The following is a 24,994-nucleotide window of genomic DNA, read 5'->3' as shown; positions in this document are numbered from 1 at the left end:
GTGGTTATAGCGTCAGGGAAACGCCCGGTTACATTCCGAACCCGGAAGCTAAGACTGACAGCGCCGATGGTACTGCACTCGGGAGGGTGTGGGAGAGTAGGTCACCGCCGGACACCTTTTGGTGGGTGAGAGGGGAACACTGTTTCAGCAATGAGTGCTGGGGCGGGGTTTCCCTTTCACTGTTTTGTGGGGGTTCGTTCCCTGGTTTCTTTTCCTGTTGTAGGGGGAGGGGCTAGGGGGCGGACCCCCTTTTTTTTATACCCAAAATCGGGCACACGCCCACCGAGATGCCCCGTAGCGGCTGCGACTACTGACGCATCCCCGCGGGTATTGTGCGCCGTGTGCTTCTCCCACGTACGCTGGACGTATGAGTGACGAGAACGGCAACGGCTCTGCACCGGAAGACTTGCAGATCCTCGCAATGGAACGAGTGCGCGGCATCCGTCTTGCGTCCCGCAGCCTGTATGGGGCGATGCACCATGCCTTCGGTACACCAGATGGCAGTGTTGAACGTGCAGCGGCCATGTTGTCACTCGATGAACAGATCGCTGATTTCCTCGAGCTGCCGGGCAACTCTCCAAGCACCGCCATCCTCGCCGTGGGACGTATTGCTGCAGAGGTTGCCGGAGAACTCGGTTCGCGGGCCGGCTTGGACGAGGAGCGCCTTGGACGCCAGGTAGACCAGTATCTGCTCGCAACCGGATTCTCTGCCTAATCACACGCGCACGCTATCGAGATATGGTCGTTCGCGTTCTTGGGGAAGATCGGTTAAACTTGTAGGGTTTGCGCTCGCTGTCATGGGCGACGTAAACACACCGCCCTCCGGAATGGCTGGAGCAGCGGGAGAGCTCGTGCGCAAGCACGTGTTCGAAGAAAGGAAAAATCATGGCTAAGGCAAAGAAGGTTACGGGTCTGATCAAGCTTCAGATCCCCGCCGGCGCTGCCAACCCGGCACCCCCCGTGGGTCCTGCTCTGGGTCAGCATGGCGTCAACATCATGGAATTCTGCAAGGCGTACAACGCTGCAACTGAATCCCAGCGTGGCAACATCGTTCCTGTGGAGATCACCGTCTACGAGGATCGTTCGTTCACGTTCGTTCTCAAGACTCCTCCCGCAGCTGAGCTCCTGAAGAAGGCCGCTGGCGTTCAGAAGGGTTCGGGTACCCCGCACACCGTTAAGGTTGCAAAGGTTACCGCTGAGCAGGTTCGCCAGATCGCCGAGCAGAAGAAGGCTGATCTGAACGCAAACGATCTCGATGCTGCATCGAAGATCATCGCGGGCACCGCTCGCTCCATGGGCATCACGGTCGAGTAAGGGGTATCGCAATGGCTCAGAAGTCGAAGGCGTACCGCGCCGCAGCTGCCAAGATTCAGGCAGACAAGTTCTACGCTCCCAGCGAGGCAGTCGCTCTCGCAAAGGAGACCGGTTCCGCAAAGACCAACTCGACCGTTGAGGTCGCGTTGAAGCTTGGTGTGGACCCCCGCAAGGCTGACCAGATGGTCCGCGGCACGGTCAACCTGCCTCACGGCACGGGTAAGACCGCACGCGTCATCGTGTTCGCAACCGGTGCAGCAGCAGAGGCAGCTATCGCTGCTGGCGCTGACGAGGTTGGCGGCGACGAGCTCATCGAGAAGGTAGCCGGCGGCTACACCTCGTTCGATGCAGCAGTGTCGACCCCCGAGCTCATGGGCAAGGTTGGTCGTCTTGGTAAGGTACTGGGCCCCCGTGGTCTCATGCCGAACCCTAAGACCGGCACCGTGACCCCCAACACCGCTAAGGCTGTTGAGGACATCAAGGGCGGCAAGATCGAGTTCCGCGTTGACAAGCACGCTAACGTTCACTTCATCGTGGGCAAGGCGTCGTTCACCGCTGAGCAGCTCGACGAGAACATCACTTCGGTACTCGAGGAAATCTCGCGTCTGAAGCCCTCGTCGTCGAAGGGCAAGTACGTCATCAAGGGCGCTGTCTCGACCACCTTCGGTCCTGGCATCCCCCTCGACGTTTCGGGTCTCTAAACCGAACGGTTATCAACAGGGCCTTTCCGCGTCATTGATGCGGGGAGGCCCTGTTGGGTATATATAGACTTATATCTGGCGCACACGAGCCAGAATTGGCCGTTTGGCCGATCCGCGAACTGACGATGGGAGCGTGATGGCGAGACCGCAGGCGCACGCCCCTCAGCTCACGGGCTATGCTCTCATCGGCTTGCTCGGTACCGGCGGGTACGCGCAAGTGTTCCAGTATGAACAGAACCTTCCACGCCGTTCAGTCGCGGTGAAGGTGCTTGAAGCATCGCTTGAAGCGCAGCAAGATCGATCAATGTTTGAGGCTGAAGCAAACGTCATGGGCTTGCTTTCGAACCATCCCTCGATCGTGACGATCTATTCGGCAAGCGTTGCTGCTGACGGCCGACCGTACATTGCGATGGAATACTGCCCGGGATCGTTCCGCGCGGCCGCAAAGGGCTCACCGATGACCCTTGATCGCGTTCTTGATGCCGGCGTGCGGATCGCGGGCGCACTTGAGTCGGCACACCGCTCAGGCGTTCTCCACCGTGACATCAAACCAGCAAATGTGCTGCTCGGTCACGCTGAGCGACCGTTGCTCACAGATTTTGGTATTGCCTCTCTCCGAGGAAACATGCGTGGTGAGCGCACGGAACTCGCAATGTCGCCGCAGTGGGCGGCACCTGAAGTGCTAAGCCTGCAGACGAGCGGCACCGTGGCGAGTGAGGTGTGGTCACTCGGGGCAACGTTGTACGGCATCGCGGCAGGGCACCCGCCATTCGCGTCACCTGATCCCGAACAGAACACCAGCACGAAGCTGCGTGAGCGTGTGCAGCGCGCGGTGTATGTTCCCGTGCCTGGCGCACAGGGCTACGGACCCTTTGACCGTGTGATCCAGCGGGCATTGTCCCGTGATCCACGGGAACGGTACGGCTCGATGCTCGAATTCGGTGAGGCGCTCCGGGGATTGCAGCGAGCCTATGGCTACGATCTCACGGTGATGGATGTTGTTGATTTCGGTGCAGCACCAGAGCCAGCCGGTGGAACCCCGTTGCGTCCCTCATCAGTTCGGGCGAAGACTCGCGCAGAGCGGCGCGAAGAGATGCGATCCGCGCACACGAAGTCATCCACCTCGCGGGAAGCACTCGAGCGCCGGCGCGAATCGCGTGATTCCAAGCGTGGCCTTTCGCCGTTGGCGTGCGGAGTCGTTGGTGTCGTGATTGGTGTCGCTCTCATGCTGACCGCAAATCTGACAGGAATGCTGTAGGTGATGGCTGCTCCGCGCGCGGTGAGGCCAAACAAGGGCACTCCTGTGCGCAGACGCAGATGGTTGAACTGGCTGAGCGCCGGGGTCGTGGTCGCGTTGGGCGTCACCGTAGCGGTGGTTTCGCAAGGCTTTGATGCACGTGAAACATCGCGGGAAGAACCCTCAGTGTGGGCCATGCGGGCCAGCGGACAGTATGCGCGCGTGAACACTGAAACCGCAGAGATCGATACCGTGCGGATCGCAGAATCCGCGTCTGGGGTACTCCAGTCGGGTGCCCGCACGCTCGTGCTGACCAACGGCGGAGGCCGTGCGTGGGGCGTGAATCCTGCCGCACCGCAAGATCTGCGTGAGCAAGACGATCCGACTTCCAACGACAATGATGAATCTGAAAACCCTACAGCGAAGCCAGATGCGAAGAACGAGTCGTCGCTGGTCGATGGTGAGATCACCGTGCCCGCAGGTAACCGTGAAACCCTTGTCGCTGGCGACTTTGTACTCTTCCGAACTGATGAGGGAGAGGCTTACCTCGGCACCTTGAACGGGGCTGCGAGCAGCAGTAGCGCCCTAAGTACGGCTGCAAACGTTGCGACCACTGTGCGTGGCGAGACGCTGCTCGATCCATTCGCTACTGAACGCGCGGCGGCCTCAGCCTCGAGCAGCGAGGAAATGCCCGCTGATGGCGAAACGGAGAACGCGAATGCCTTCCCGGTGACTGCTGCGGCGATGAGTGACAACGGTCGGGTCGCGCTGTTTTCCGCGCACGCGGGCGAATTGCGCTTCTACGATGCGAGCGAGGGCCGCTTCGACACCGAAGTCGTAGCGCTTTCGGAAGACCTGCCTGTTGACGGCCTGGAGATGGCATTGCTTGGTGAAGACTGGGCACTGTATGCACCAGACACCGGCACCCTCTGGACAGCCGCCGCACCTGGTGGCGTGAATGTATCAGCGCAGGGGCAGAGCCACCTGCAGCAAACCGCCAGCGAGGGCTCAGCTCAAGATCTCCTCATCGCAGATGAGCAAGGACTCATTCGCGTGACAGACGCTGACCGCGTAGTGCGCGTCGACGGGGCGGGGACGGGTGTTCCCACTCGACCGCTCACGATTGGTGATGACCGATACGCAGCGTGGATCGGCGCTGACTCTGGAGCGCTGTGGCACGAGGGCGCTGAACTCACGAAACTTGATCTCGACGACCAGGTGGCGCTGCCAGGCACAGTCACCCCTGTGCTGCAGACGAACGGCACTCGTGCGCTGCTTTCCGAAACCCAGACTGGCATGATGTGGACAGTCCCAGGAGGAAAGCTCATTCCCGTCGAGCAGTGGACTCTCACGGAGCCACCGAAACAGGAAGACGGCGCAGTCGTGGTCAACGACGCGACAGATCCAGAGCCCCCAGTCGCCGTGAACGATGCGTTCGGCGTTCGGGCTGGCGAACAGGCGCTCCTGCCAGTCATGTTGAACGACTACGACCCGAACCGCAAAGACGTGCTGACGATCGTTCCCGAAAGTATTGCTGACGCGCAGCTCGGAGACTTCGGCAGCATCGAGATTCTTTCGAACTCACAGCTGCTCACCGCGCGGATTGCCGAAGGTGCGACAGGTTCAGCCACATTTAGCTATCGCATTACTGATGGCGTATATGAATCTGAACCTGCAACGGTGACACTCACCGTCAAGGGCGAAGACGTTGAGAACCCGCCGGCCTGGTGTCCGGTGGAAGGCTGCCAGCATGAGTGGCCATCACCCGAAGTATCGCCCGGTGGCACGCTCATACTGCCAATTCTTGAGGGGTACGTCGACCCCGAAGGGGATCCGATGCTGCTGCAAGCAGCTGAACTCATCGATCCGAACGCTGCTGCTCGTGTACTTGTATCAGCCGACGGTCGACTCGCGTTCCGGCATGACGACCCCAACGCCGCCGATGAAGACATCTCAGTAAAGGTCACGGTCACAGATTCACGCGGCGCTGTGAGCGTCCGTGAAATGCGGATCCGCGTGCGCGGCGATGCACAGCCAAGCATGACCGCTATGGCGTTGACCGTTGCCGCGGGGGAGCCCGCGACCGTTCGACCACTCGGCCGAGTAACGGGCGGATCAGGCGCGTATGCGCTTCTCGACGCTTCTGTGACGAGTGGCGAGGCCACGGCAACGACGAATGCTGGCACCGGAGCGATTGAGGTCATCTCTTCGACGCTCGGCGACACCCTCTTGACCGTGACCATCAGAGACACGATTACCGGTGGTGAAACCACGGGTGTGATCCGCATTACAACGGTGAATTCCCGTCCGAAGCTTGCGGTACCGCCGTTGCGTGCCTTTGTGCGACCGCTTTCGGACGCGACGGTTGCTGTGCTTGATGCAATCCCAGGCGCCAACCATCGAGGGCTCGTCGTGAGCGATGTTGAGGTGCGAGACGGGCAACTGACAGCGGACGTGCTGGAGCATGATCGAGTTCGTGTTTCCGGCAGCACCGCAGACGGTGGGGCAGGGCGGATCGGCGCTGCGCGGGTCTATGTTTCTGAGGGCGGAACGACTGCCTCGGGAGAACTCACGGTTTTCCAGGTGCCAGACGGAACGAGTTCGAGCGCGATTGCCGTTGCCGACACCGCCACGGTGCGGGCAGGCAGTGTCGTCGACATTGCTGTCCTCGACAACGACCTCGCGCCAGCGGGCGAACGTCTTGTATTGCACCCGCAGATTGCTGGGAGTGGTACCAAGGGCGAGCTCGCATTCGCCTCGGGGAATACGCTCCGATATCTTGCCCCGAATGTGCCGGGTGATTACACGCTGTCCTACACGACATACGGTTCGAGTACCCCGGAGAGCAGCGACACCGGCACCGTGCGCGTGACGGTCAAAGCTGCTGAGGGCAATCGCGATCCGCAACCCGCTGCACTGACCGTCCGCTTGTCAGCGGGCGAGCAGAACACGGTGCGGGTGCCGCTCTCTGGGGTGGATCCCGATGGCGACCGCGTGCGCTTGGTCGGTGTGAACAGTGCAGACGCGCAGATTACCGCGTCGGTGACGCCGCGTGCTGCCTCAATCGACGTGCAAGCGTCGAAACAGGCCACGCCGGGTACGTACGAACTGCAGTACGTCGTGCGCGACGGGAAGGGTGGCGAGGCCACCGGCCTGCTTCGGGTGGTCGTGACCGCGGCCGCGGCAGCAAGCATCCCGATTGCGTACACCGACCACGTGCGCGTGCAGCGCGACAGCTCTGAAGCGGTCGTCGTGCAGCCGCTCGACAACGACATCGATCCCGCTGGCGGCACACTCACCATCATTGAAGTCGTGCCGAACGTACCGGGTGGTAAAGAATCGCCAGAGTATGACGAGCTCATGCAGCGGCTCGACCTTTCCGCGATGAAGAAGGGCCGTATCTCGGTGAGCGCTGGCGAGCTCGGCACCGTCTCGTACCGATACCGCGTGCGGTCATCTGAAACGAAGAGCACCGCTGACGGCTTGATCGTGGTGCAGACCTCAGAGCGCATCGGGCAGATGGCACCGACGGTGCGTGACACCTTGCTTACGACGCGCGATCGTGTTGACCTTTCGCACGGCGGCGTAGACGTTGTGACGGATCGCGTCTTCTGGGCAGGCGGTGATGTCGACAAGCTCAAGTTGTCGGTGTGGGGCAAATCTGCATCGCGGTTCACGGCTGCTGGTAAGCGGATCACCGGTGAATACCGCGCGACCGGCGACCTCGTGCCATTCAAGCTGAGCGGTATCGACGCGAATGGCGCGGAGATTGAGGCGTTCGGATTCCTCGTGATTCCGCCGCTCGACGACCTGCGACTGACGCTTCAGCCGGGTCTGGCGCCACTGTCCGTCAAAGAAGGAAAGAGTGCCTCGGCCTCGCTCACGAGCTTGGTAGACATCGCCCGTGGCGACTCGGTAGAGATGGCAACCGGCAGCATGTCCGTCCAGCGCTCGCAGGCTACGTGCACGAGCGATGGTTCGTCGATCATGTACCAGGCTGGGAAGAACGAGCCGTGGTCAGACAGCTGCGTGATCCGCGTCAAACTGACCGAGCAGACACAGTGGACTGAACTCGCGGTACCCATTGCAATTGTGCCCAACGAGCCCGTTGCCACGCTCGAACCTCTGAGCCGCACGGTAAGCCCCGGCGCAACCGAAACGATCAACCTGGCTGACATGGTGCGGTGGGAAGGTAACCGTGCGGGCAAACTCTCGAACCTCCGTTTCACGTTAAACGGTGGCGATGGCTCGTTCGAAATCACCCAGAGCGGGAGCAAACTGTCCGTGCTGGCTCCCGCAGACGCGGTCGTGGGAGCCGAGCGCGCGGTAAACGTCTCGGTCACCGGTGCCGGGGAGAGCCAGTCAGTGCTCAATCTGCGTGTCGGTGTCGCGCCAAAGGATGCGCCGGTGGGCGGATCCGCGCCGCTGACGTGCGTGGTCGGTTCCAGCTGTGCTGTCCCAGTCACAGCGCTGCCAGGAGGTCATGATCCATTCCAAGGCAAAAAGGGCGGTGGGCTCGAGCTGGTCTCGGTCGCCGGCGGTACCTGCGCGGTAGCTGCGTTCGCGGTCGAAGGAGATCGGGTCGTGGTGAATTGGCCGAACGGCTCGGAGGGCTCCGGTGGCAAGTGCACCGCGACGTTTACCGTGCGCGACGCGCAAAAGCGGGTCGGCACTGGCACGGTGGAGCTGGATGCGCGAGGTGTTCCGCGGGCACCAGTGTCGATCGTGCCAAAGGCGGCCGATAACAACAGCGTGACGCTCACGGTGTCGCTGAGCCAACAGGCCGCTCATCCAGCCGTCACGGGCGTTGAGCTTTTCGCTGATGGAACACGTGTTGGCGAGTGCACGCTCAACGACGGCAGTGTCGCCGTGTGCTCGAACTCAGGGCTCAAACCTGGAGAAAAGCATACGTACACGGCACGAGCCGTGAACTCAGTCGGGTCCTCACAGGCGACCGCAAACGGCGTTGAGACGTGGGCGTACGAAGCACCACATGCGCCCACGGTGACCGCCGCAGCGGTGAACTGGCCTGAGAATGAGAGTTCGACACGTGGTCGTCTGCGCATCACCATCGGCGATGCGGGCAATGCGGAACGCAGGCTTTGGATCGCCGGTGTTGAGACTCCGCTTAGCGCCACCGGCATCTATGAGACTGCCGCGGGCACGCAGAGCATCGCGGTAATGGCCGTAGACCCTGACTCGGCGCTGCCCCCTGCCTACACGGGTGGCAATGAAAGCCAGCAGAACCGTATCGATGCTGAGGCCTTTGGCGCTCCGACGTTGACTGCAAAGCTCGCGAACAACGGCGACACCGGGTACGTCTTCACGACGACTGCGGGTGGCAAGGGTGACATCACGCTGACCTATGGCTTGACTCCTGGGAAGGGGGAAGCCAAGTGTACGGGCGCGTCTGAGAGCGGAAGCGGGCTCACCGCGTTTACCTATTACGCGGGTGCCGCCTGCGCCTCGTCGCAATACGGTAAGACCAAAGCACAGGCAGGCTGGATCTTCACGAGCGGTGAGGTGCCAGCGCTGACCGGCGGTCAGTATCAGGTGAACTCAAACCCGAGTGTCCGGCCCGGTGGTCTCGACATTGATGGTGTCGTTGCCTACGGTGCGACAACTCCAGAGCTCGGCGGGAAGCTTGATGGTGCCGTTCTTGAGTGGTCGACACCGATTTCTGAGCTGAACTCCAACAACACCGAAACGACCGTTACCCAGTGCGTGCGCACGGAGAATGTGAACCGGTGTTCCGATCCGCTCACCGTGCGTCCTGCTGCTGGTGCGACGCCGTTTGAAGTCTCCTACCTTGGTAGCTGTGCTGCCAACGCGGGCGAGCTCACGATCGGTGGCGTCTTCGGACTTTCGGGAACACCGGGTGTCACGCCCGTGTTCACGGAGATTCCGAATACACAGAACGTAGAGATGTCGTGGCCAGGAGGCGCCTACGGCAGCGCAACCTTCACGAACGTGATGTGCTCGCCGCCGACCGGGCAGACCGAACCGCCTGCTAGCACGAACCCCAACACGAACACCAACTAGTAAGTCGAAAGAACGAGTAGCAATGAGCGCATCGGATCTGAAGAACGTCGGACCCCTCACCGAAGAGCGTGCACTCTGGGCGCGCGACGCGGTCAGCACGGTGGCGTCAGCGATGGAGCAGGCGATTCATGGTAAGCGACGCATCATCGAGCTTGTACTTACGACGATGATCGCCGAGGGACACGTACTTTTGGAAGACGTTCCCGGTACCGGAAAGACGGCACTCGCTCGGTCGCTCGCGAAGGCGGTGCAGGGACAGTCGGCACGTATCCAGTTCACGCCAGATCTCCTGCCATCGGACGTGACCGGCACCACGGTGTACCACGAGCGTGAGCACCTGTTTGAGTTCCACAAGGGGCCGGTGTTCACGAACGTCCTCCTCGCCGATGAGATCAACCGTGCAAGCCCGAAGACGCAGTCGGCACTGCTCGAGGTGATGGAAGAGCGCCAGGTAACCGCTGACGGGAAGACCCACGAGGCGCCTGCGCCCTTCATGGTGATCGCAACCCAGAACCCGGTAGAGCAAGCAGGCACGTACCGCCTGCCCGAAGCGCAGCTTGACCGATTCATGCTGAAGACATCAATCGGCTACCCCGATGAGGTGGCTATGCGCCGCATTCTTGAGCGCGTTGAGGTTGCTGAGGTGCCCGAGGTGTTGAGCCTTGGCTCGTTGGTACAGCTGCAGCAGTTCGCGAAGCTTGTGCGCGTGAGCCCGCTCCTCACCGAGTACATCACCCGCATTGTTGAGGCGACCCGTCGCTCACCAGAGGTGCGTCTTGGCGCGAGCGTCCGTGGTGCGCTCGCCCTCGTTCGTCTCGCAAGCGCGTGGGCGCTTCGGGATGGCCGAAACTACGTGGTCGCAGAAGATATCCGCGAGCTCGCTGTCGGAGTCCTCGCTCACCGCCTCGTGCTCGAGCCCGAGGCAGAGTTCGAGGGCGTCACCGCTGAGGCCGTGGTTGGCCAGGTCATCCTCGATACGCCAATCCCGCAGGAGAACGGCACCGCGTGACCCCCGACGATACCCTTCCTGGCGAGCGCGAGAACGGATACGAATCGCGTCTGCGCAAGCCTGCGCACCGACGTGATGAGACCCGAACTGGCACGCGCACCAGGACTCGGACGCGCACCCGCACCCGCACGGTGACGAGTGTCGCGTCTGCGCCTGCGGCGCTGACGCGTCGTACCCGCGCGAAGCGCTGGGCACGTGGCGCGCGGGAGACGTGCGCTCAGTGGGGCGGATCAGCGCTCCGCGCGGTCACACCGCTCGGCTGGTTTGTCATCGTGATGACGCTCGCCGGAATCATTCTCGGATCGGCATATGGCTGGATTGAGGCGTGGTACCTCGCGTGTGCCGGCCTGGTGTTGTTGCTCATCGCGACTCCGTTCCTCATCGGCAGCCGCGCGTATGAGGTGAGTATTCACCTTGATAAAGACCACGTTGTGGCAGGCGGTGTGATTGAGATTGGCGTGCGGGTACATAACGATGGCGCCCGGCCAGCGCTGCCGACGCTGGCGGAGCTGCCAGTCGGACCGGCGTTGCGAGAGCTTCCGATCCCATTCATGGCTCCGCACCACGAGCTGACGTTGCCGACCTCGGTCCCCACGGTGGCGCGCGGTGTTATTCCGGTTGGCCCGCTCACAATTGCGTGCCGTGATCCGTTGTCGTTGCTGCGCCGTGAGGTGACGTGGGACGATCGCCGGCTCGTGCATGTGCACCCGCGCACGGCGCAGTTGCCCGCAAATTCTTCCGGTCTGGTGCGCGATATTGAAGGTATCGCGAGCAGGCGCATCGTGGACTCGGATCTGTCGTTCTATGCGGTTCGTGAGTATGTGCCGGGCGACTCGATCCGCCATATTCATTGGAAATCCACCGCTCGTACCGGTACGACAATGGTTCGCCAGTATGAGGAATCACAGACGGCACGTGTAGCGGTGCTCTTTGACGCGATCCGCGAGGAGTACACGAGCGATGAAGAGTTCGAACTTGGCGTGAGTCTCGCTGCCTCGCTCTCGGTTCAGGCTGTGCGTGAGGGACGCGATCGCTTTGTCGCGAGTGGCTGGGTGCCTGCGGGACGCAGGGCGCGGATCGACGGTCTCGAAGAGCTCCCCTCGCGCGAACCACTGCAACTGATGAACGCGTGGTCGGCCCTTGGTGCGATGCCCGAGGCGCAGCCCATCGAGGTGCTGGCAAACACTCTCTCGCACTCGCTTCGTGACCTTTCGGTGGTCATGCTCGTCACAGGTTCGAAGGTCAGTTTCGCACGTTTGCGCCGCGCTGCGGCGACGTTCCCGGGCGATGTGCACGTGCTCGCGATCCGCGCCGAGATGTATGCTGATCCGCGCATGCAGCGCGTTGATGCCGTCTCGCTGTTCACCGCGGGGGCGTTGGAAGACCTTCCGCAGCTCCTCGTGAGGAGCTTGCGATGAACCGAGAATCTCTCCGCGTTTCCTGGCGGCGGCTCCTCGGCGTGCTCGCGGCTGCCGCGATCGCACTCGTGCTCGGCTGCGTGAGCGCGTGGCCGATCTACGAGACTCCGTGGCTGTTCGTAGTTGCCGGTGGATCGTTCGTGCTCGCGACCCTGATCTCGGTGCTGCAGGCCCGCTTCAGCTGGAGCTGGCCGGTGTATCTCGCAGTCGCTGCACTCACTTTTGTTGTGACGCTCGTCCCTGTCGCGCGACCGCAGTCGTTCAGTCAGGGATTGCTCCCAGGGTTCCTTGACGGTGTGAGCGCGATCGTGCTCGGGTGGAAGCAGCTGCTCACGCTGACGCTTCCCGTCGGCTGGTATCAGTCGGTGCTCGTCCCCGCCTACCTCGTATGCTTCGTAAGCACGCTTGCGATTGTGCGGATCGGTTTGCGCGATTCGAAAACCGCCGGGTTCGCCGCCGTCCCAATGCTCGCCCCGTTGGCGTTCGGTACGGTCTTTGGAAGCTCCGCCGTCAGTGCACCGCTCCGATTCGGTGCGATCACCATGGTTGCGCCACGCGAGATTGGGCTCTGGCTCGTCGGCGCGATTGCTGCTGCACTGTGGATCGTCTGGGTAACGGGAGCGGATCGCCGAGCCGCCCTGCGCCTCGGCCGACAGCAGGCGGGCGTTTCGACGCCACGTGACGTGCCCGCTGACGCCGCATCGCCGCGCCGCTCGATCCTCGCAGGTCGCGGCAGCAGATTCTTGACCGGTGCGGTCACGTTGCTGGTCGCGTTCGGCCTCGCTGCGGCTGCGGTACACGCGGTTGATGCCGGTAGCCGCACGGTCGCGCGTGATGCGGTGGCGCCGGTGGTCGTGATTCGCGAGCAGACGAGTGCCTTGGCTACCTACCGTGCGTCAAAGCGGGACACCGGTATCGATGCGCCACTCTTCTCGGTCGAGGCCGTTGACGAAGGAACTGCGCTGCCCGATCGGCTCCGCATCGCAGTGTTGGATGACTACGACGGCGTAGATTTTCACGTCGGCGAAGGTGAAGCCGGTCGTTTCTCCCGCTTCCCGAGCGGCCGCGCTGGCGCTGATGACCCGGTTGTTCGGGTGCGGATCGCCGAATCCTACGACGGCATCTGGTTGCCAACGGCTGGCTTCACCGAGCCGCCCTGGTTCATTGGCACGCGCGGTGCCGAGCTTGCTGATTCGCTGTATGTCAATCGTGAGACCGGCGCAGCCATCGCGGTTCCCAATGCTGAGGGTGTGCAGCCTGGCGATGGCTTCACCGCGCCGATGCGACGCACGAGCGACACCAAGATTTCTGATCTTCCCGCGCAGCGCACTCCTCTTGTCGACCTTGAAGCGATGCCAGAGCTTGCAACTTGGATCGAACGGCAACAGCAGAGCGCGAGCGCAGCAGGCCTGACTGAACTCATCGACAGGTTGCGTGCGCGCGGCTACCTGAGCCATGCGCTTGCGCCGGGCGAAGGCGGAACCTCCGGCGAGCACTCCAAATGGCTTACACGTCTCGCTGACGAGTACGGCACGACGTTCAAGCCCAGCCTTGGCGGTCACTCAACGAGCCGCATCGAATCACTGTTCGCAGAGCTGAACTCACAAGAACTCGCGGCGGGAGAGCACCCCGATCCTGCCGCGCTCGTTGCCGGCGTTGGCGACGATGAGCAGTTCGCTACCGCCGGAGCGCTCATCGCGCGCGCGCTCGGCTACGAGTCCCGAGTGGTTGTCGGTGTCCGTCTGACCGAGCCAGATTTCCCTGGCATTCCGGCGTGTGACACGACCTGCACCGGCGAGAACATTGCCGCCTGGATTGAAGTGCGCGGATCAGACGGAAACTGGGCCGTCGTTGACGTGACCCCGCAGCTCTCCATGCTGCCGCAGCTCATCGAACAGGGTGAACAGCTACCTGAGTTCCCAACAATTGCCGAGCAGCGTGACGCGCAGGAGGTCGATCCGCCGATCGGTACGACCGATCAGCATGAGTCGGGTGATCCCGGCACCGATGACTCGACGGGCTCGTGGTTGATTCCGCTGGCCAAGGGTGTTGGGCTTGCTGCTGGCGGGCTCGTCTGCATTGCCCTGCCGCTCATGTTCCTGCCGCTCGCGAAGCGGCGACGGGCCAGCAAGCGAAAGCGTGAGCCGAATCCTGAGCTGCGCGCGCTTGGTGCCTGGGCTGAACTGATCGACCAAGAGCGGGATGCCGGATACGAGATCGATGAGTCGCGTACCCGCCCCCGAATCGCGGCAGAGATCGGGCACCCAGCGGTGACCTGGGCAGCGATGCAGGTGGATCGAGCGGTCTTTTCACCCGAAGGAATCGACGGGGAAACCGCAGACTGGGTGTGGAATGCCGTTGAGACCCACGCCGCAGAAAGACGCCAAAATCTGACAAAGCGTGAAAAGCTCAGAGAAGCGTTTGCGATGCGTTCGCTCTGGCCGCTCGGCGGCCGCGGTTCCGCACAGGGGCGAACCAAGACACAACGCTCATCACAGAGGAAGGCAGGTTGATGGCTGCAACGATTCGGTTGGAGCACGGCTCGCAGACCCATCCGGGCATGCGACGCACCGTCAACGAAGATGCTTTTCTCGCTGCTGATCCGGTGTTTGTCGTCGCAGACGGCATGGGCGGTCATGAGGCTGGTGATCGGGCGAGCGCGGCAGCAGTGCAGGCGTTTGCGTCGATTGTTGGCCGGAACGATCTCACCTATCTCGATATTGATGAGACACTCAACCAGGCCCGCAAGGCCGTGCTTGAGGTCGCGGCGACGACCCTGCGCGGCGGCGGCTGCACGCTGACCGGCGTTGTACGTATTGTGCACGGTGGCGCTCCGCAGTGGCACGTACTCAACGTTGGTGACTCACGCGTCTACGAATACATTGATGGCGAGCTGCGCCAGATCACACGCGATCACTCACTCCATCTTGAGTTGCTTGCGCAGGGCAGCCCGCGCGCGAGCATCACGCCGCGCAATGTGATTACGCGGGCGCTTGGCTCCGAGGACAGCAGGCACGATGCCTGGCTTGTTCCGCTCCAGGTTGGTTCGCGGCTGCTCATCTGCTCGGATGGCCTCACGACCGAGGTCGAAGACATCGAGCTCGCTGAGGCACTCGCAAGCGGGAAGGACCCGGACACGCTCGTCGCCCAGCTCATCGATCTGGCGTGCGATCGTGGCGGACGCGACAACATTACGGCGATCATCGTCGATACTCTCGCGCTGGAGATGACCCCCGTGACACCAGCTGAGAGCGCTGAATTTGCCGACCTCGGTGACGACACCGAAGACACCACGGCTGAACAAGATCACACGGTCCGGGTGGCGCGCGCAGGCCGGTTCCGCAGTGAGGGCCAGCGATGAGCCCCACTCGAAAGGTCGATGACCCACGCGGGTTTCATGACGCAGAAGACTTCACCGTTGTGCAGCCGCGACGCGCGGGTTCGCGCGCTGACACCCACTCGCAGTCGCGCTCGCGGCACGGCGACGTCACGGTGTCTGCGACTCGCAAGCCATGGGAGCCGTCACCGTCGGTGCTTGCCGAGGAGACGGTCGTGTTGCCAACGCCTGACTCCGGTCTGTTTCAGGCCAAGGCGCTGCCGGTGGTCTATGGCGTGCGCACTGGTGATGTTGAGAGCTCAGCAGGGCTCACTGGGTATCTCACCCCGCGTCGCGTGCCGCCTGCGCCGGGGATCTTCACTGATTCGGGCGCGGATCCGAACAACACAACTGACCTCCCTGACCGAAGCGGCCTTGCCTCCATTGAGCGACGCACGCTGCGCGGACGAACGGCAACAGTACTCGTCTTTGCGATTGTTATTGTCGCAAGTGTGAGTGGGATCATCGCCATTGCCCGTGCCGTAATGGGATAATCGACAAAACTTGGAACATCCAGTGGATAAGAGGCGTGAGGTTCGAGCATGAACGTACCGATGTTGCTGCCAACTGAGATTGGCCAGCCAGATCCGGCCGTCACGGTCTCAACGGCGTTTGTCATGATTGCCGTGATTTGGTCGCTCGTTGGGCTTGCGTTCTTCGTCTGGTACCTGTGGTCGCTGAGCAGGCTGTTCCCGCTCATTGGTTTGCCAGCAGGCCAGGGCTGGATTCCGATTTGGAACCAGGCGCTCCTGGTCAGCCGCGGTGGATTCCCCGGTTGGCTCATGTTCCTCGTGCTCATCCCGGGCGTGAGCTTGGTGCCCTTTGTACTGCTTATGGTGTCGATTCATCGCCTCCACAAGGAGTTCAACGCGAACGTCGCGTACATCTGGTTCGCGATCTTCCTGCCCCCGGTCTGGGCAATGGTGTTTGCATCTCACCTCGAGCAGTCGCAGACCGCGGCTGGCGGATCAGGACAGTCCGGCGTTCACGGACAGCTCCCGGTGAAGGCAACCGCCGCACCCGCTGCGCGACCGAGCTCCCCCGCGCCCGTTGCTGCTCGTGCTGCGCAGGTTGCACCTGCAGCACCGGTCGCTCCGGCGCAGGCGCGCCCGGTTGCACCGCCTGCTGCACAGCCGGCGCCTGCCGCGCCCAGCCAGGCTGCCCCGGTACAGCCGCCCGCTCAGCCGGCACCCGCACCGGTACCTGCACCCGCTCCTCCGGTGGCGCCGGCAGCCCAGCCACAGCCACCTGCTGCTCCTGCGCCCGTCACACCGGCAGTTGCGCAGGAGCCTTGGGCGGTTCCCGCGGCTGAGCAAGATCCACAGCACGAGGGATGGGGCTTTAGTCGTACGACCGAAGACGCGTTCCACCAGCTCGCGGAAGAGGGCGCTCAGCCGGGCACTGCGACACCGCTCGAACCGACTGCTCCGCCGCGTCCGTTTATGTGGCCTGAGCCTGACTTCGCGAAGCCTGTGAAGCCGACGCCGGTTGCGCAGCCTGCGTCTCCGGCTCCGGCTCCAGTTCAGGCTCCAGCGCCTGCACCGCAGCCCGTTGCGGCTCCTGCGCCGACTCCGGCTCCTGCGCCGATTCCCGAGGCAGTGCAGCCTGCGGCTCAGCCCGTGCCCGCACCACAGACCGCAGCGCCTGTAGCGCCAGCCCCGGGGGCACCTGAGCCGGTCGCCCCGGCCCAGGTGCCCCCGGCACCCGTCCAGGCAGAGGCACCGACACCGGCCCCTGCCGCACCGGCACCGGCACCGGCACCGGCACAGTCGCCGGCGGTCTGGCCGATCCTGCCGGAGGCGGTTGCCCCGCCTGTCGCGCCGGCAGCAAATCGACTCTTCGCCACGGACGAAGACGAAGACGACGACCACACGATCGCCGTTGTGCGCAGCCCCCGCTGGGGTCTCGTGCTCGGTTCCAACGAGGTGTTGGTCATTCCCGGCGATGACGTGATTGTTGGCCGGAAGCCAGCAGCAACCGCAGAGTCGGTCACGCTCATCGTCGAGGACCCCACGCGCACCCTCTCAAAGTCGCACGTGCGCATGATTCGCACCGGCAGTGAGTGGCAGATCGTTGACCTCAACTCGACCAACGGTGTCGCGACGCAGGCTGCCAGCGGCGAGTGGGCCGAGGTCGCGCCGGGCACTCGCACGGCCGCGAGCGAGCGCATGATGTTTGGCACCCTCGAGGTGCGACTCATCCCGCTCGACTAAAGCTGGGCTCAGCTTCCGCTGAGGTCTTCGGTCAATCTGAAAACGCTGGTCACACCCTCGTCTACGGCGTTCGGGTTTTCCCCGAATAGGCGAACAAGCCCAGCGGTTCGTGGAACGCGGAAGGGTGTATCCGAGCTATCTGAAGCCTCCACGAACACTTCGTAGAGGTTCCCGGCTGCCTGCTGTTTTGCCCAAGCGAGCGCTTCGTAGGCGTCCCGAACACCGGTCAGGTAGTAGGCGTCCAAGGCGTAACAGGAAGTCTGGCGGTGCCAGATGTTCACGCGGTAGTTCGGTGACTCGTTGGAAAACTCCGGCTCCGCATGAACTGTCGAAAGTGCCTGCATGAGAGCAACGCTACGTCGCTTTACCTTCGAGCACTAGCCTGCCTGCAGCGAAGCCGATACGGCTTACGCCTGATCCGCGCTCTTCTGCTCTGAGCGCCAGAACGCCTGAGCTGCGTTGAACTCTGACTCGATCTCTGGGTTGTGCTGGCGCGTAACCAGGCTCACAACAATGGCGGCGAGCATCGCAAGGATGAACGCTGGCAGCAGCTCGTAGAGGCCGGTGTTCAGCGCCTTCCAGATGAAGACGGTCGCGGTGCCAACGACCATAGCTGCGAGTGCACCCCAGGTGGTGAGTTTGCGCCAGTACAGGCTGAGCAGCATGACGGGGCCGAAGGCGGCACCGAAGCCAGCCCACGCGAACCCAACGAGCGCGAGAATCGAGTCGCTCGGCGAAAACGCCAGCACACCAGCGATGATCGCGATGAGGAGTACACCGAAGCGGCCGAAGTTGAGGAGCACCTTCTCGCTCGGGGCCGGCTTACGGATGAGGCGGTAGATGTCTTCGACGATGGCCGACGAGCATACGAGGAGTTGGCTCGACAGCGTGCTCATAATTGCAGCAAGTACGGCTGCGAGGACGAGACCCGCGACGAGGGGATGGAGCAGCGTCTGTGCGAGCAACAGCACGATCGTCTCCGGGTTGGTGGGAGCTCCACCAAAGACATCGAAGTATGCGATCGCGACGAGTCCGGCCGAAAGCGCACCAGCGAGCGAGAGGAACTGCCAGCTCGTGCCGATGAGACGTGCGCTCTTCGCCTCGGCGGGGGAGCGGAGCGCCATAAAGCGAATGACAATGTGCGGCTGACCGAAGTAGCCAAGACCCCATGCGAGACCGGAGAGAATGACCAGAATGACCGCGGTGGTGGTCATGTCCGATCCGCCGAAAATTGAGAGGTTGCCTGGGCTGACGGCGTGCACGAGCGATGCGGTCTCGCCGAGTCCGCCGATGTTGATGATTGCAATGACCGGAACGATGATGAGGGCGGTGACCATCATGAGGCCCTGCACCACGTCAGTGAGTGAGGCGCCGAGGAATCCGCCGAAGAGCGTGTACACCAGGGTCACGGCAGTGATGAGCAGGACTCCGGTGACATAGTTGCCGCCGAACGCGCTCTCAAAGAAGACACCGCCGGCAACAATGCCAGACGACGCGTAGAGCGTGAAGAACACCAGAATGATCGCGCTCGATACGAGGCGCAGCAGGTGCGACTTGTCGCGCAAGCGATTCTCGAAGTAGCTCGGGATCGTGATCGAGTTCTTCGATACCTCGCTGTATGCGCGCAGTCGCGGGGCAACGAGGCGCCAGTTGAGGTACGAACCGATGAGCAAGCCAACCGCGATCCAGCCCTCGATGAGGCCGGTCGCGTAGATCGCTCCGGGGAGGCCCATGATGAGCCAGCCCGACATATCTGAGGCGCCGGCACTCAGTGCGGCGACCCACGACGGGAGCCCGCGGCCGGCGAGCATGTACCCCTCATGACTGTTGGTGCGGCGAAACGCGATGAACCCGATGAAGAGCAACACCGCGAAGTACGCACCAAGCGCAATGTAGAGGAACAGCTGATCCGACAAGCCGGATTCCTTTCGTTGACCACCAAGAAACAGGCGAAACCTACCTATAACTCTATTCCCCCTGTGAATTTGAGCCGTTCTCTTGTGACTCTGCACAGTTCTCAGGTAATCCACTGCTTTACGGCGCACACTGAATTCACCCGTGCAGGGCTCAATAGGGCGCTCGCAGTTGAAGACACGCCCGCTTCTTGAGTCGTGCGTCACTCTTTGGCAGCAGGCGTAATGTGAGAACTGCAACGAAGCCACCCGGAATCTCGAGGAGAGTGACCGTATGAAGACGATCAGCTACAACCTGCGTAAGAACCGTGCCGCGTGCGAGCTGCACGATTTGGTCGACGCACATGATGCTGACGTACTTTGCCTGCAAGAAGCTGATGCGATGACGCTCCCCGAGCGTCTCGGCAAGCTCAAGCTCGTGCATGCGACTGAGAAAAACCGACTTGGCCTCGCGATGTACGTTGATAGCGAGCGTTTCCACGTTCGTGAGTCACGCACCTTCCAGCTGAAGAAGTCGATGCACGATCGCGTGCTCGCGCCAGCTCACGAGCGACTGCTCGGCGTGCACATGCACGACTTCGAGCGCGACTCCGATGTCGTTGCCGCGTCCTTCCATGCTGCTCCGCTCACCGCGTTGAACTCACTGCGCCGCAGCCAGATTCACGCGGCACTCGCGCAGCTGCGCTCCTTTGGCCACGGACTTCCCGTGCTCATGGTGGGTGACTACAACTACCCGGTCTTCAAGAAGCGCCTCGACACCGAGATGCGCGACACCGGGTACAACCTCAACCTCAGCGACAAGCGCACGTACGCGCGATACGGCATGTTCCGCGGGCACTTTGACTTTGCGACCTCGTCTGGCTTTGACGTCTCGAGCGTGCAGACGCTTGGCCGCGGCACCTCAGACCACCTGCCGATCATGGTGACCTCGCTCATTAACGAGCCCGTCGTGTTTGCTGACCGTCCGGAGCGCAAGCTGCAGCTCGTTTAACGAACGAATGACACAAACACCTCGGGTGACTGATCCTCCGCAGAGCGGCGCGGATCAGTCACCCGAGGTGTTTCGCTGTTGTCGCAGAGTAACCCGTCAGCTGCCTACAGGCCGAGGCGTACGGGAATCTTTGCGACAGACTCGATGACCTCGGCCGTACGCGGAGCCGAATCACACAAATCCGCGAAGTCCGTTCGCTGCAGCTCGCCCGTCAGCACGCCGAACGTGAGCGATGCACCAGAGTTGATGCCAGCCTGCACATCGACGAGGGTGTCGCCAGCGGCCAGCACGGTGGAGACGTCCTGCACGCCCGTCGCCTCCATCGCGCGGTGAATCATGTACGGCGCCGGGCGGCCCGCAGCCACCTCGTCGCCGCAGACGAGCGCATCGATCACGACGGCGCTCGCCGCAGCACCCGCAGCATCAGCACCAACGACCCAATTGATTTCGTTGAGAATCCCGGTTGCGATGTCTCGTGAGAACCCGGTCGTCAGCGCAACCTTGAGGCCGGCGCTGCGCAGCTGAGTGATGGCCTCAGGAACTCCGGGCAGGGGAGTGGGCGGCTGCGCCGCATACTTCTCAGCCAGGATTGCACGGAAGCGGTCATACGCCAGGGGGACGCGATCCGCCGGGGTGAAAGGATCGCCGCCACCGAGCTCGATGAGTGCGGTGATCGCGGCGCGCTTTTCGGTGCCCATCCAGGTCTGCAGGTCTGCTGGCGAGACGGTGACGCCGGTCTCCTCGACGGCCTCGCGAAGCGCGTCGTAGACCGCGCCGCCGTCGTTGATGGTGGTTCCTGCCATGTCGAATACGGCGAGGGTAATCATTCGGAAGTGCTCCTTAAACGGTGAACGATTGAGTATGTGAAGTCAGATGGCGCTCTGCCTGGTGAAGGCGGTGCGGTGCTCGGCGCTGTTTTCGATGACGAATGTCGCCATCGCTGGGAGGTAACGGTCGTCGGCGGTCTCGATGATCCGCCCAGTGCTGTCGTACGCAATGCGACGCACGCGCAGCAGGGGCGAGCCGGGCCCAATGGAGAGTTGCTCACATTCGAGTGGCGGCGCCGCAATCGCGTCGATCGTGTGTCTGGCGCGGATCGGCACGACGCCCATGCGCAGCAGGTGTTGGTAGATGGATCCGGCGTTGAGGTCGGCTGTCAGGAGGCTTTGGCCGATCTCGTAGGGGTAAATAGAGCGCTCAAGCATGGCCGGGCGGCCGTTGAGCAACCGCACGCGAATGATCTCAACGATGGTGTCCCCAGGCTCGATCTGCAGCTCGCGTGCGATCTCGTCTGGAGCGGGACGCGGCTCCTGCGTGACGACCTGCTGACCGGGAGTGAGTCCGAGCTCGCGCGCCCACTCAGTAAATGACAAGAACGTGTCGAACGACTGGGTGGGAGCGGTGCGCTGCACCCGGGGCGGGGCTCCGCGGCGGCCGATGATCATTCCCTCCGACCTGAGCGCCGCAAGCGCCTGCCGGACGGGGCCGCGCGAGGTGCCAAATTCGGCAACGAGTGCTTTCTCGCTCGGCACGCGATCGCCAGGCTGCCAGAGGCCGGTGCGGATGCGCCGGGCCATCTCGTCATACAGCTGCGCATGCAGGGGGGAACGGTCAGTCATGGCAGTCAGCCTACGAGTTGTATGTACTGCTTTTCGGGTCGTAACGGTGACGCGAAGGTGAACGAAAAGTGACGGAATTTCAGCGGAATATGGCCACAATGAACGCCTCGCAAACAGTGCTCCAAAAAGTTGTCTTGACTACTTTTCGGGGCGCATGATCGAACCATGATCACCACGAACCAGCCGGAACACGTCGTCATTGTTGGCGCCGGCATCATCGGCCTCGGCCACGCAGTTGCTGCGCTCGATGCGGGGTACCGCGTCACCGTCCTCGAGCAGGATCACGCTGCGGTACTCGCTAGCGTTCGCAACTTCGGCCACGTCTGCGCTTCGGTGCAGGCGGGGGAGCTCGGCGAACTTGCGCAGGAGAGCCTGCCGATCTGGCTCAGTCTTGCTGAGCGTGCCGGCGTCGAAGCACGCCGCTCGGGAACGCTCGCTGTCGCACGCACCGAAGCTGAAGAGGCGGTGCTGCAGGAGCTTGTCACTGAGCGTGCGCCAGCAGGGGCTCGCCTGCTCACCGGGGCAGAGGTGAGCGAACAGCTCCACCTCGATCGTTCGGCGTTCAAGCCAGTGCACGTTGCCGGCGCGCTGTTGCCGAGTGACGTGACCGCCGATCCGCGCACCGCGGTCGCTCGCATCGCTGCGTGGGTTGCTGCCCACGAGCGCGGTGAGGTGCAGTTCGGTACGACCGTATTCGGCGCGGATCAGACCGCAGCGCACGTCACGGTCGCTACAAACCGCGGTGACATTGTCGCGGATCGCGTGGTCATCGCAGCGGGACACCTCGTGGGACGCCTGTTCCCCGAGCTGGCAGAGCAGCACGCAGTGCGCGAGTGCGTCCTCCAGATGACCCGCGTGCGGGCCCCGCACAGCATGGGCCTCGGACCGGCTGTGCTGACCGGCACCTCGATGCTCCGATACGGCGCGTTCGCTGGCCCCGCTGCAGACGCGTTGCGTGCTGAGATGCAGGCGAACCGCCGCGACCTCATTGAGATCGACGCAAACGCCATGTTCACGCAGCAGGCAGATGGCACCCTGCTCGTCGGTGACTCGCACGAGAGCTTTGCTTCTGCACCGCCCTTCCTGCGCGAGGCCTGGACCGAACTGCTGCTCGCTGAGGCAGCGCACGTGCTCGGCGCTGAACGACTCGAAGTGATCGAGCGCTGGCAAGGCATCTACGCGACGAGCGCGAAGCAGGACATTCTGCGCGCGGCTCCCGCGCCAGGCATCGACGTTGTCTCGCTCACGACCGGCGTCGGCATGACCGTCGGCCTCGGTCTCGGTGCACGCACGATCGCGAGCTGGCAGTAACCGCGGCTGTTCCGCGCTCGGTCACGCCCCACCCACAGACTTTCTGACTTTCCGTTTTACTCACACATCCATTACTCCCAAGGAGAATCGTGAAGAAATTTACTCTCGCTGCAACCGCGGCGATCACCCTGCTCGGTCTCGGCCTCACCGGCTGCTCGTCGGCATCCGAAGACACTGCTAGCGCTGAGTCGGTGACCTGCCCCGGCGGCCAGATCCGCTTCGGCGTGCTGCCCTACGAGGATCCCGAAGCACTCGAGCCCGCGTACCGTCTGCTCGCAGACGCACTCTCGGAGAAGCTCGACTGCCCGGTCGAGGTGCAGATCACCGAGGACTACGCGGCAGAGGTCCTCGCGATGGAGAACGATCAGCTCGAGATTGCACAGTTCGGCCCCCTCGGCTTCGTCTTCGCAAACGAGCGTGCCGGCGCAACCGCACTCGCATCGTTCGGTGACGCAGAGGGCCAGCCCACCACCTACACCGGTGGCATCTGGGTGCCCAAGGATTCGCCGGTCAAGACCATCGAAGATCTCAAGGGCAAGACCCTCGCGCTCGGCAGCCCCGGTTCGACCTCGGGCGACGCGCTCCCGATGTCGGCGCTCGTCGATGCGGGTATCGATGCTGATGTGCAGTGGGATTACGCTGGCGGCCACCCCGAGGCGCTCCTTGCGCTCGTGAACGGCACCGTCGACGCAGCGCAGATCAACTCGCAGACCCTTGCGACCGCAACCGAGGCAGGCACCTTCGACCCCGCAGGCTACCGCCAGGTGTGGGAGTCGGAAGAGATCCCGAACGACCCGGTCACCGTCCGCAGCAACCTGCCGCAGGAATTCCAGGACGCGGTGAAGGACGCACTGCTCGGTCTCGACTCGGCAGACGTCGCCAAGGTCAGCAAGTTCCTCGGTGTCGATCCCGCCGGTCCCATGATCGAGGTCACCAACGACACCTACAAGCCGCTCTTCGATCTCGCAGAGACGATGAACCTCACTGAGAAGGACGTATAACCCGTGAGTCTCGCCGCACCCCACGCGACCGGTATCGCCGCATTGCCCGACACCGCATCGCACACGACCGCAGAAGCTGCAGGCGCACTGAGCGCAGGCGCACACGGCGCAGCCGAGGTGCTCCTCGACGTGCAGGCCATCTCGAAGAGCTTCGGCGACCGCGTCGTGCTCAAGGACATGAGCATGCGCGTGCACGCCGGTGAAGTGGTGGCCTTCCTCGGAGCCAACGGCTCAGGCAAGTCCACCACCCTCCGCGCGGTCAACGGCCTCATCGAGGCAGATTCCGGCGATATCGAAATCGCTGGGGTGCGGCTCCACGAGGCGAGCGCGCAGCGTCGTGCTGAGGCACGTCGTACCGCTGCAACGGTCTTCCAGAAGATCCACCTCGTGCAGCGCCGAACGGTGCTGCAAAACGTCTGCGCCGGTGGCCTCGCGCGTATTCCCCAGTGGCGATCCGTGCCGGCCCTGTTCCCTGAAGATCTCAAGCAAGAAGCGATGGTCTGCCTGGAGCGTGTGGGATTGGCGGATCGCGCCCACGACCGCGCAGGCAGCCTCTCCGGCGGCCAGCAGCAGCGCGTGGCCATCGCCCGCGCACTCTGCCAGCGGCCTCGCATGATTCTCGCCGACGAGCCCGTCTCGGCGCTCGACCCCAAGGCGGCAGACGACGTCATGTCGCTCCTGCACGAACTCGCGGTCGAAGAGGGCCTCGGCGTCGCAGCGGTGCTGCACCAGCCGCAGCTGGCTCGCAAGTACGCGCACCGCGTGATCGGTCTGCGCGACGGCGCCCTCGTCTTCGACAAGCCCACCGACACCATCGACGATGCCGAACTCGCATCGCTCTACATCTAA

General features: G+C 63.0%; 19 protein-coding genes and 1 rRNA gene. 16 read left to right on the top strand and 4 right to left on the bottom strand.

The features are described from left to right. The 12 genes from rrf to ICM05_RS03390 all read left to right on the top strand — a co-directional run. Nucleotides 1–113: ribosomal RNA gene (rrf, locus tag ICM05_RS03445) — 5S ribosomal RNA — on the top strand; the annotation flags it as partial. 254 nt (nt 114–367) lie between these two features. Then, the gene (locus ICM05_RS03440; RefSeq protein ID WP_188023174.1) at nt 368–715 is read left to right on the top strand and encodes a hypothetical protein; all 348 of its coding nucleotides are present in this window, start codon (nt 368–370) and stop codon (nt 713–715) included. A 170-nt stretch (nt 716–885) separates the two neighbouring features. Continuing rightward, a complete protein-coding gene (gene rplK, locus ICM05_RS03435; RefSeq protein WP_188023173.1) occupies nt 886–1,314 on the top strand; it encodes a 50S ribosomal protein L11 in 429 nt (142 codons plus the stop codon). A gap of 11 nt (nt 1,315–1,325) precedes the next feature. Further along, complete coding sequence (gene rplA / locus ICM05_RS03430; protein ID WP_188023172.1) at nt 1,326–2,015, top strand: 50S ribosomal protein L1; 690 nt, start codon at nt 1,326–1,328, stop codon at nt 2,013–2,015. A gap of 136 nt (nt 2,016–2,151) precedes the next feature. Next, complete coding sequence (locus ICM05_RS03425) at nt 2,152–3,273, top strand: serine/threonine-protein kinase (protein ID WP_188023171.1); 1,122 nt, start codon at nt 2,152–2,154, stop codon at nt 3,271–3,273. A 201-nt stretch (nt 3,274–3,474) separates the two neighbouring features. Further along, nucleotides 3,475–9,294 carry an Ig-like domain-containing protein gene (locus ICM05_RS03420; RefSeq protein WP_188023170.1) on the top strand — a complete coding sequence of 1,940 codons (5,820 nt, stop codon included), beginning with the start codon at nt 3,475–3,477 and terminating at the stop codon, nt 9,292–9,294. Nucleotides 9,295–9,316: 22 nt separating this feature from the next. Beyond that, the gene (locus tag ICM05_RS03415; protein WP_188023169.1) at nt 9,317–10,303 is read left to right on the top strand and encodes a MoxR family ATPase; all 987 of its coding nucleotides are present in this window, start codon (nt 9,317–9,319) and stop codon (nt 10,301–10,303) included. Beyond that, nucleotides 10,300–11,721, top strand: coding sequence for a DUF58 domain-containing protein (locus ICM05_RS03410; RefSeq protein WP_353055809.1), 1,422 nt, complete (start codon nt 10,300–10,302; stop codon nt 11,719–11,721). The genes ICM05_RS03415 and ICM05_RS03410 overlap by 4 nt, the downstream gene beginning before the upstream one ends. Then, entirely contained in the window at nt 11,718–14,234 is a 2,517-nt protein-coding gene (locus ICM05_RS03405) for a transglutaminase domain-containing protein (RefSeq protein WP_188023168.1), read from the top strand. The genes ICM05_RS03410 and ICM05_RS03405 overlap by 4 nt, the downstream gene beginning before the upstream one ends. Further along, a complete protein-coding gene (locus tag ICM05_RS03400) occupies nt 14,234–15,082 on the top strand; it encodes a PP2C family serine/threonine-protein phosphatase (protein ID WP_188023167.1) in 849 nt (282 codons plus the stop codon). Before ICM05_RS03405 ends, ICM05_RS03400 begins: the two co-directional genes overlap by 1 nt. After that, nucleotides 15,079–15,591, top strand: coding sequence for a hypothetical protein (locus tag ICM05_RS03395; RefSeq protein ID WP_188023166.1), 513 nt, complete (start codon nt 15,079–15,081; stop codon nt 15,589–15,591). Before ICM05_RS03400 ends, ICM05_RS03395 begins: the two co-directional genes overlap by 4 nt. A gap of 48 nt (nt 15,592–15,639) precedes the next feature. Next, nucleotides 15,640–17,310: a DUF5684 domain-containing protein gene (locus ICM05_RS03390; RefSeq protein WP_188023165.1), complete on the top strand. Its 1,671-nt coding sequence runs from the start codon at nt 15,640–15,642 to the stop codon at nt 17,308–17,310. An 8-nt stretch (nt 17,311–17,318) separates the two neighbouring features. Here ICM05_RS03390 and ICM05_RS03385 read toward each other — a convergent pair whose 3' ends face one another. Further along, nucleotides 17,319–17,654, bottom strand: a complete 336-nt coding sequence (locus ICM05_RS03385) for a hypothetical protein (protein ID WP_188023164.1) — start codon at nt 17,652–17,654, stop codon at nt 17,319–17,321. 63 nt (nt 17,655–17,717) lie between these two features. Further along, nucleotides 17,718–19,226 carry a sodium/proline symporter PutP gene (gene putP / locus ICM05_RS03380; protein ID WP_188023163.1) on the bottom strand — a complete coding sequence of 503 codons (1,509 nt, stop codon included), beginning with the start codon at nt 19,224–19,226 and terminating at the stop codon, nt 17,718–17,720. 271 nt (nt 19,227–19,497) lie between these two features. On the opposite strand from putP, the gene ICM05_RS03375 reads away from it, so the two are divergent. Continuing rightward, nucleotides 19,498–20,214, top strand: coding sequence for an endonuclease/exonuclease/phosphatase family protein (locus tag ICM05_RS03375; protein ID WP_188023162.1), 717 nt, complete (start codon nt 19,498–19,500; stop codon nt 20,212–20,214). A gap of 104 nt (nt 20,215–20,318) precedes the next feature. On the opposite strand, the gene ICM05_RS03370 is transcribed toward ICM05_RS03375, so the two are convergent. Together ICM05_RS03370 and ICM05_RS03365 are read right to left on the bottom strand one after the other, a co-directional pair. Further along, nucleotides 20,319–21,041, bottom strand: coding sequence for a phosphonatase-like hydrolase (locus tag ICM05_RS03370; RefSeq protein ID WP_188023161.1), 723 nt, complete (start codon nt 21,039–21,041; stop codon nt 20,319–20,321). 42 nt (nt 21,042–21,083) lie between these two features. Continuing rightward, nucleotides 21,084–21,833: a GntR family transcriptional regulator gene (locus ICM05_RS03365; protein ID WP_188023160.1), complete on the bottom strand. Its 750-nt coding sequence runs from the start codon at nt 21,831–21,833 to the stop codon at nt 21,084–21,086. A gap of 165 nt (nt 21,834–21,998) precedes the next feature. Between ICM05_RS03365 and ICM05_RS03360 the strand changes: the two genes are divergently transcribed. From ICM05_RS03360 to ICM05_RS03350, 3 genes are all read left to right on the top strand, one after another. Further along, complete coding sequence (locus ICM05_RS03360; RefSeq protein WP_188023159.1) at nt 21,999–23,144, top strand: TIGR03364 family FAD-dependent oxidoreductase; 1,146 nt, start codon at nt 21,999–22,001, stop codon at nt 23,142–23,144. A gap of 89 nt (nt 23,145–23,233) precedes the next feature. Next, complete coding sequence (locus ICM05_RS03355) at nt 23,234–24,145, top strand: phosphate/phosphite/phosphonate ABC transporter substrate-binding protein (protein WP_188023158.1); 912 nt, start codon at nt 23,234–23,236, stop codon at nt 24,143–24,145. Between the two features lie 3 nt (nt 24,146–24,148). Continuing rightward, nucleotides 24,149–24,994, top strand: coding sequence for an ATP-binding cassette domain-containing protein (locus tag ICM05_RS03350; RefSeq protein ID WP_353055808.1), 846 nt, complete (start codon nt 24,149–24,151; stop codon nt 24,992–24,994).

This window comes from Leucobacter sp. cx-42 (genome assembly GCF_014529985.1).
Taxonomy (GTDB): domain Bacteria; phylum Actinomycetota; class Actinomycetes; order Actinomycetales; family Microbacteriaceae; genus Leucobacter.
The sequence above is the reverse complement of the archived record's forward strand: the minus strand, read 5'-3'. Positions and strand labels throughout refer to the sequence as shown.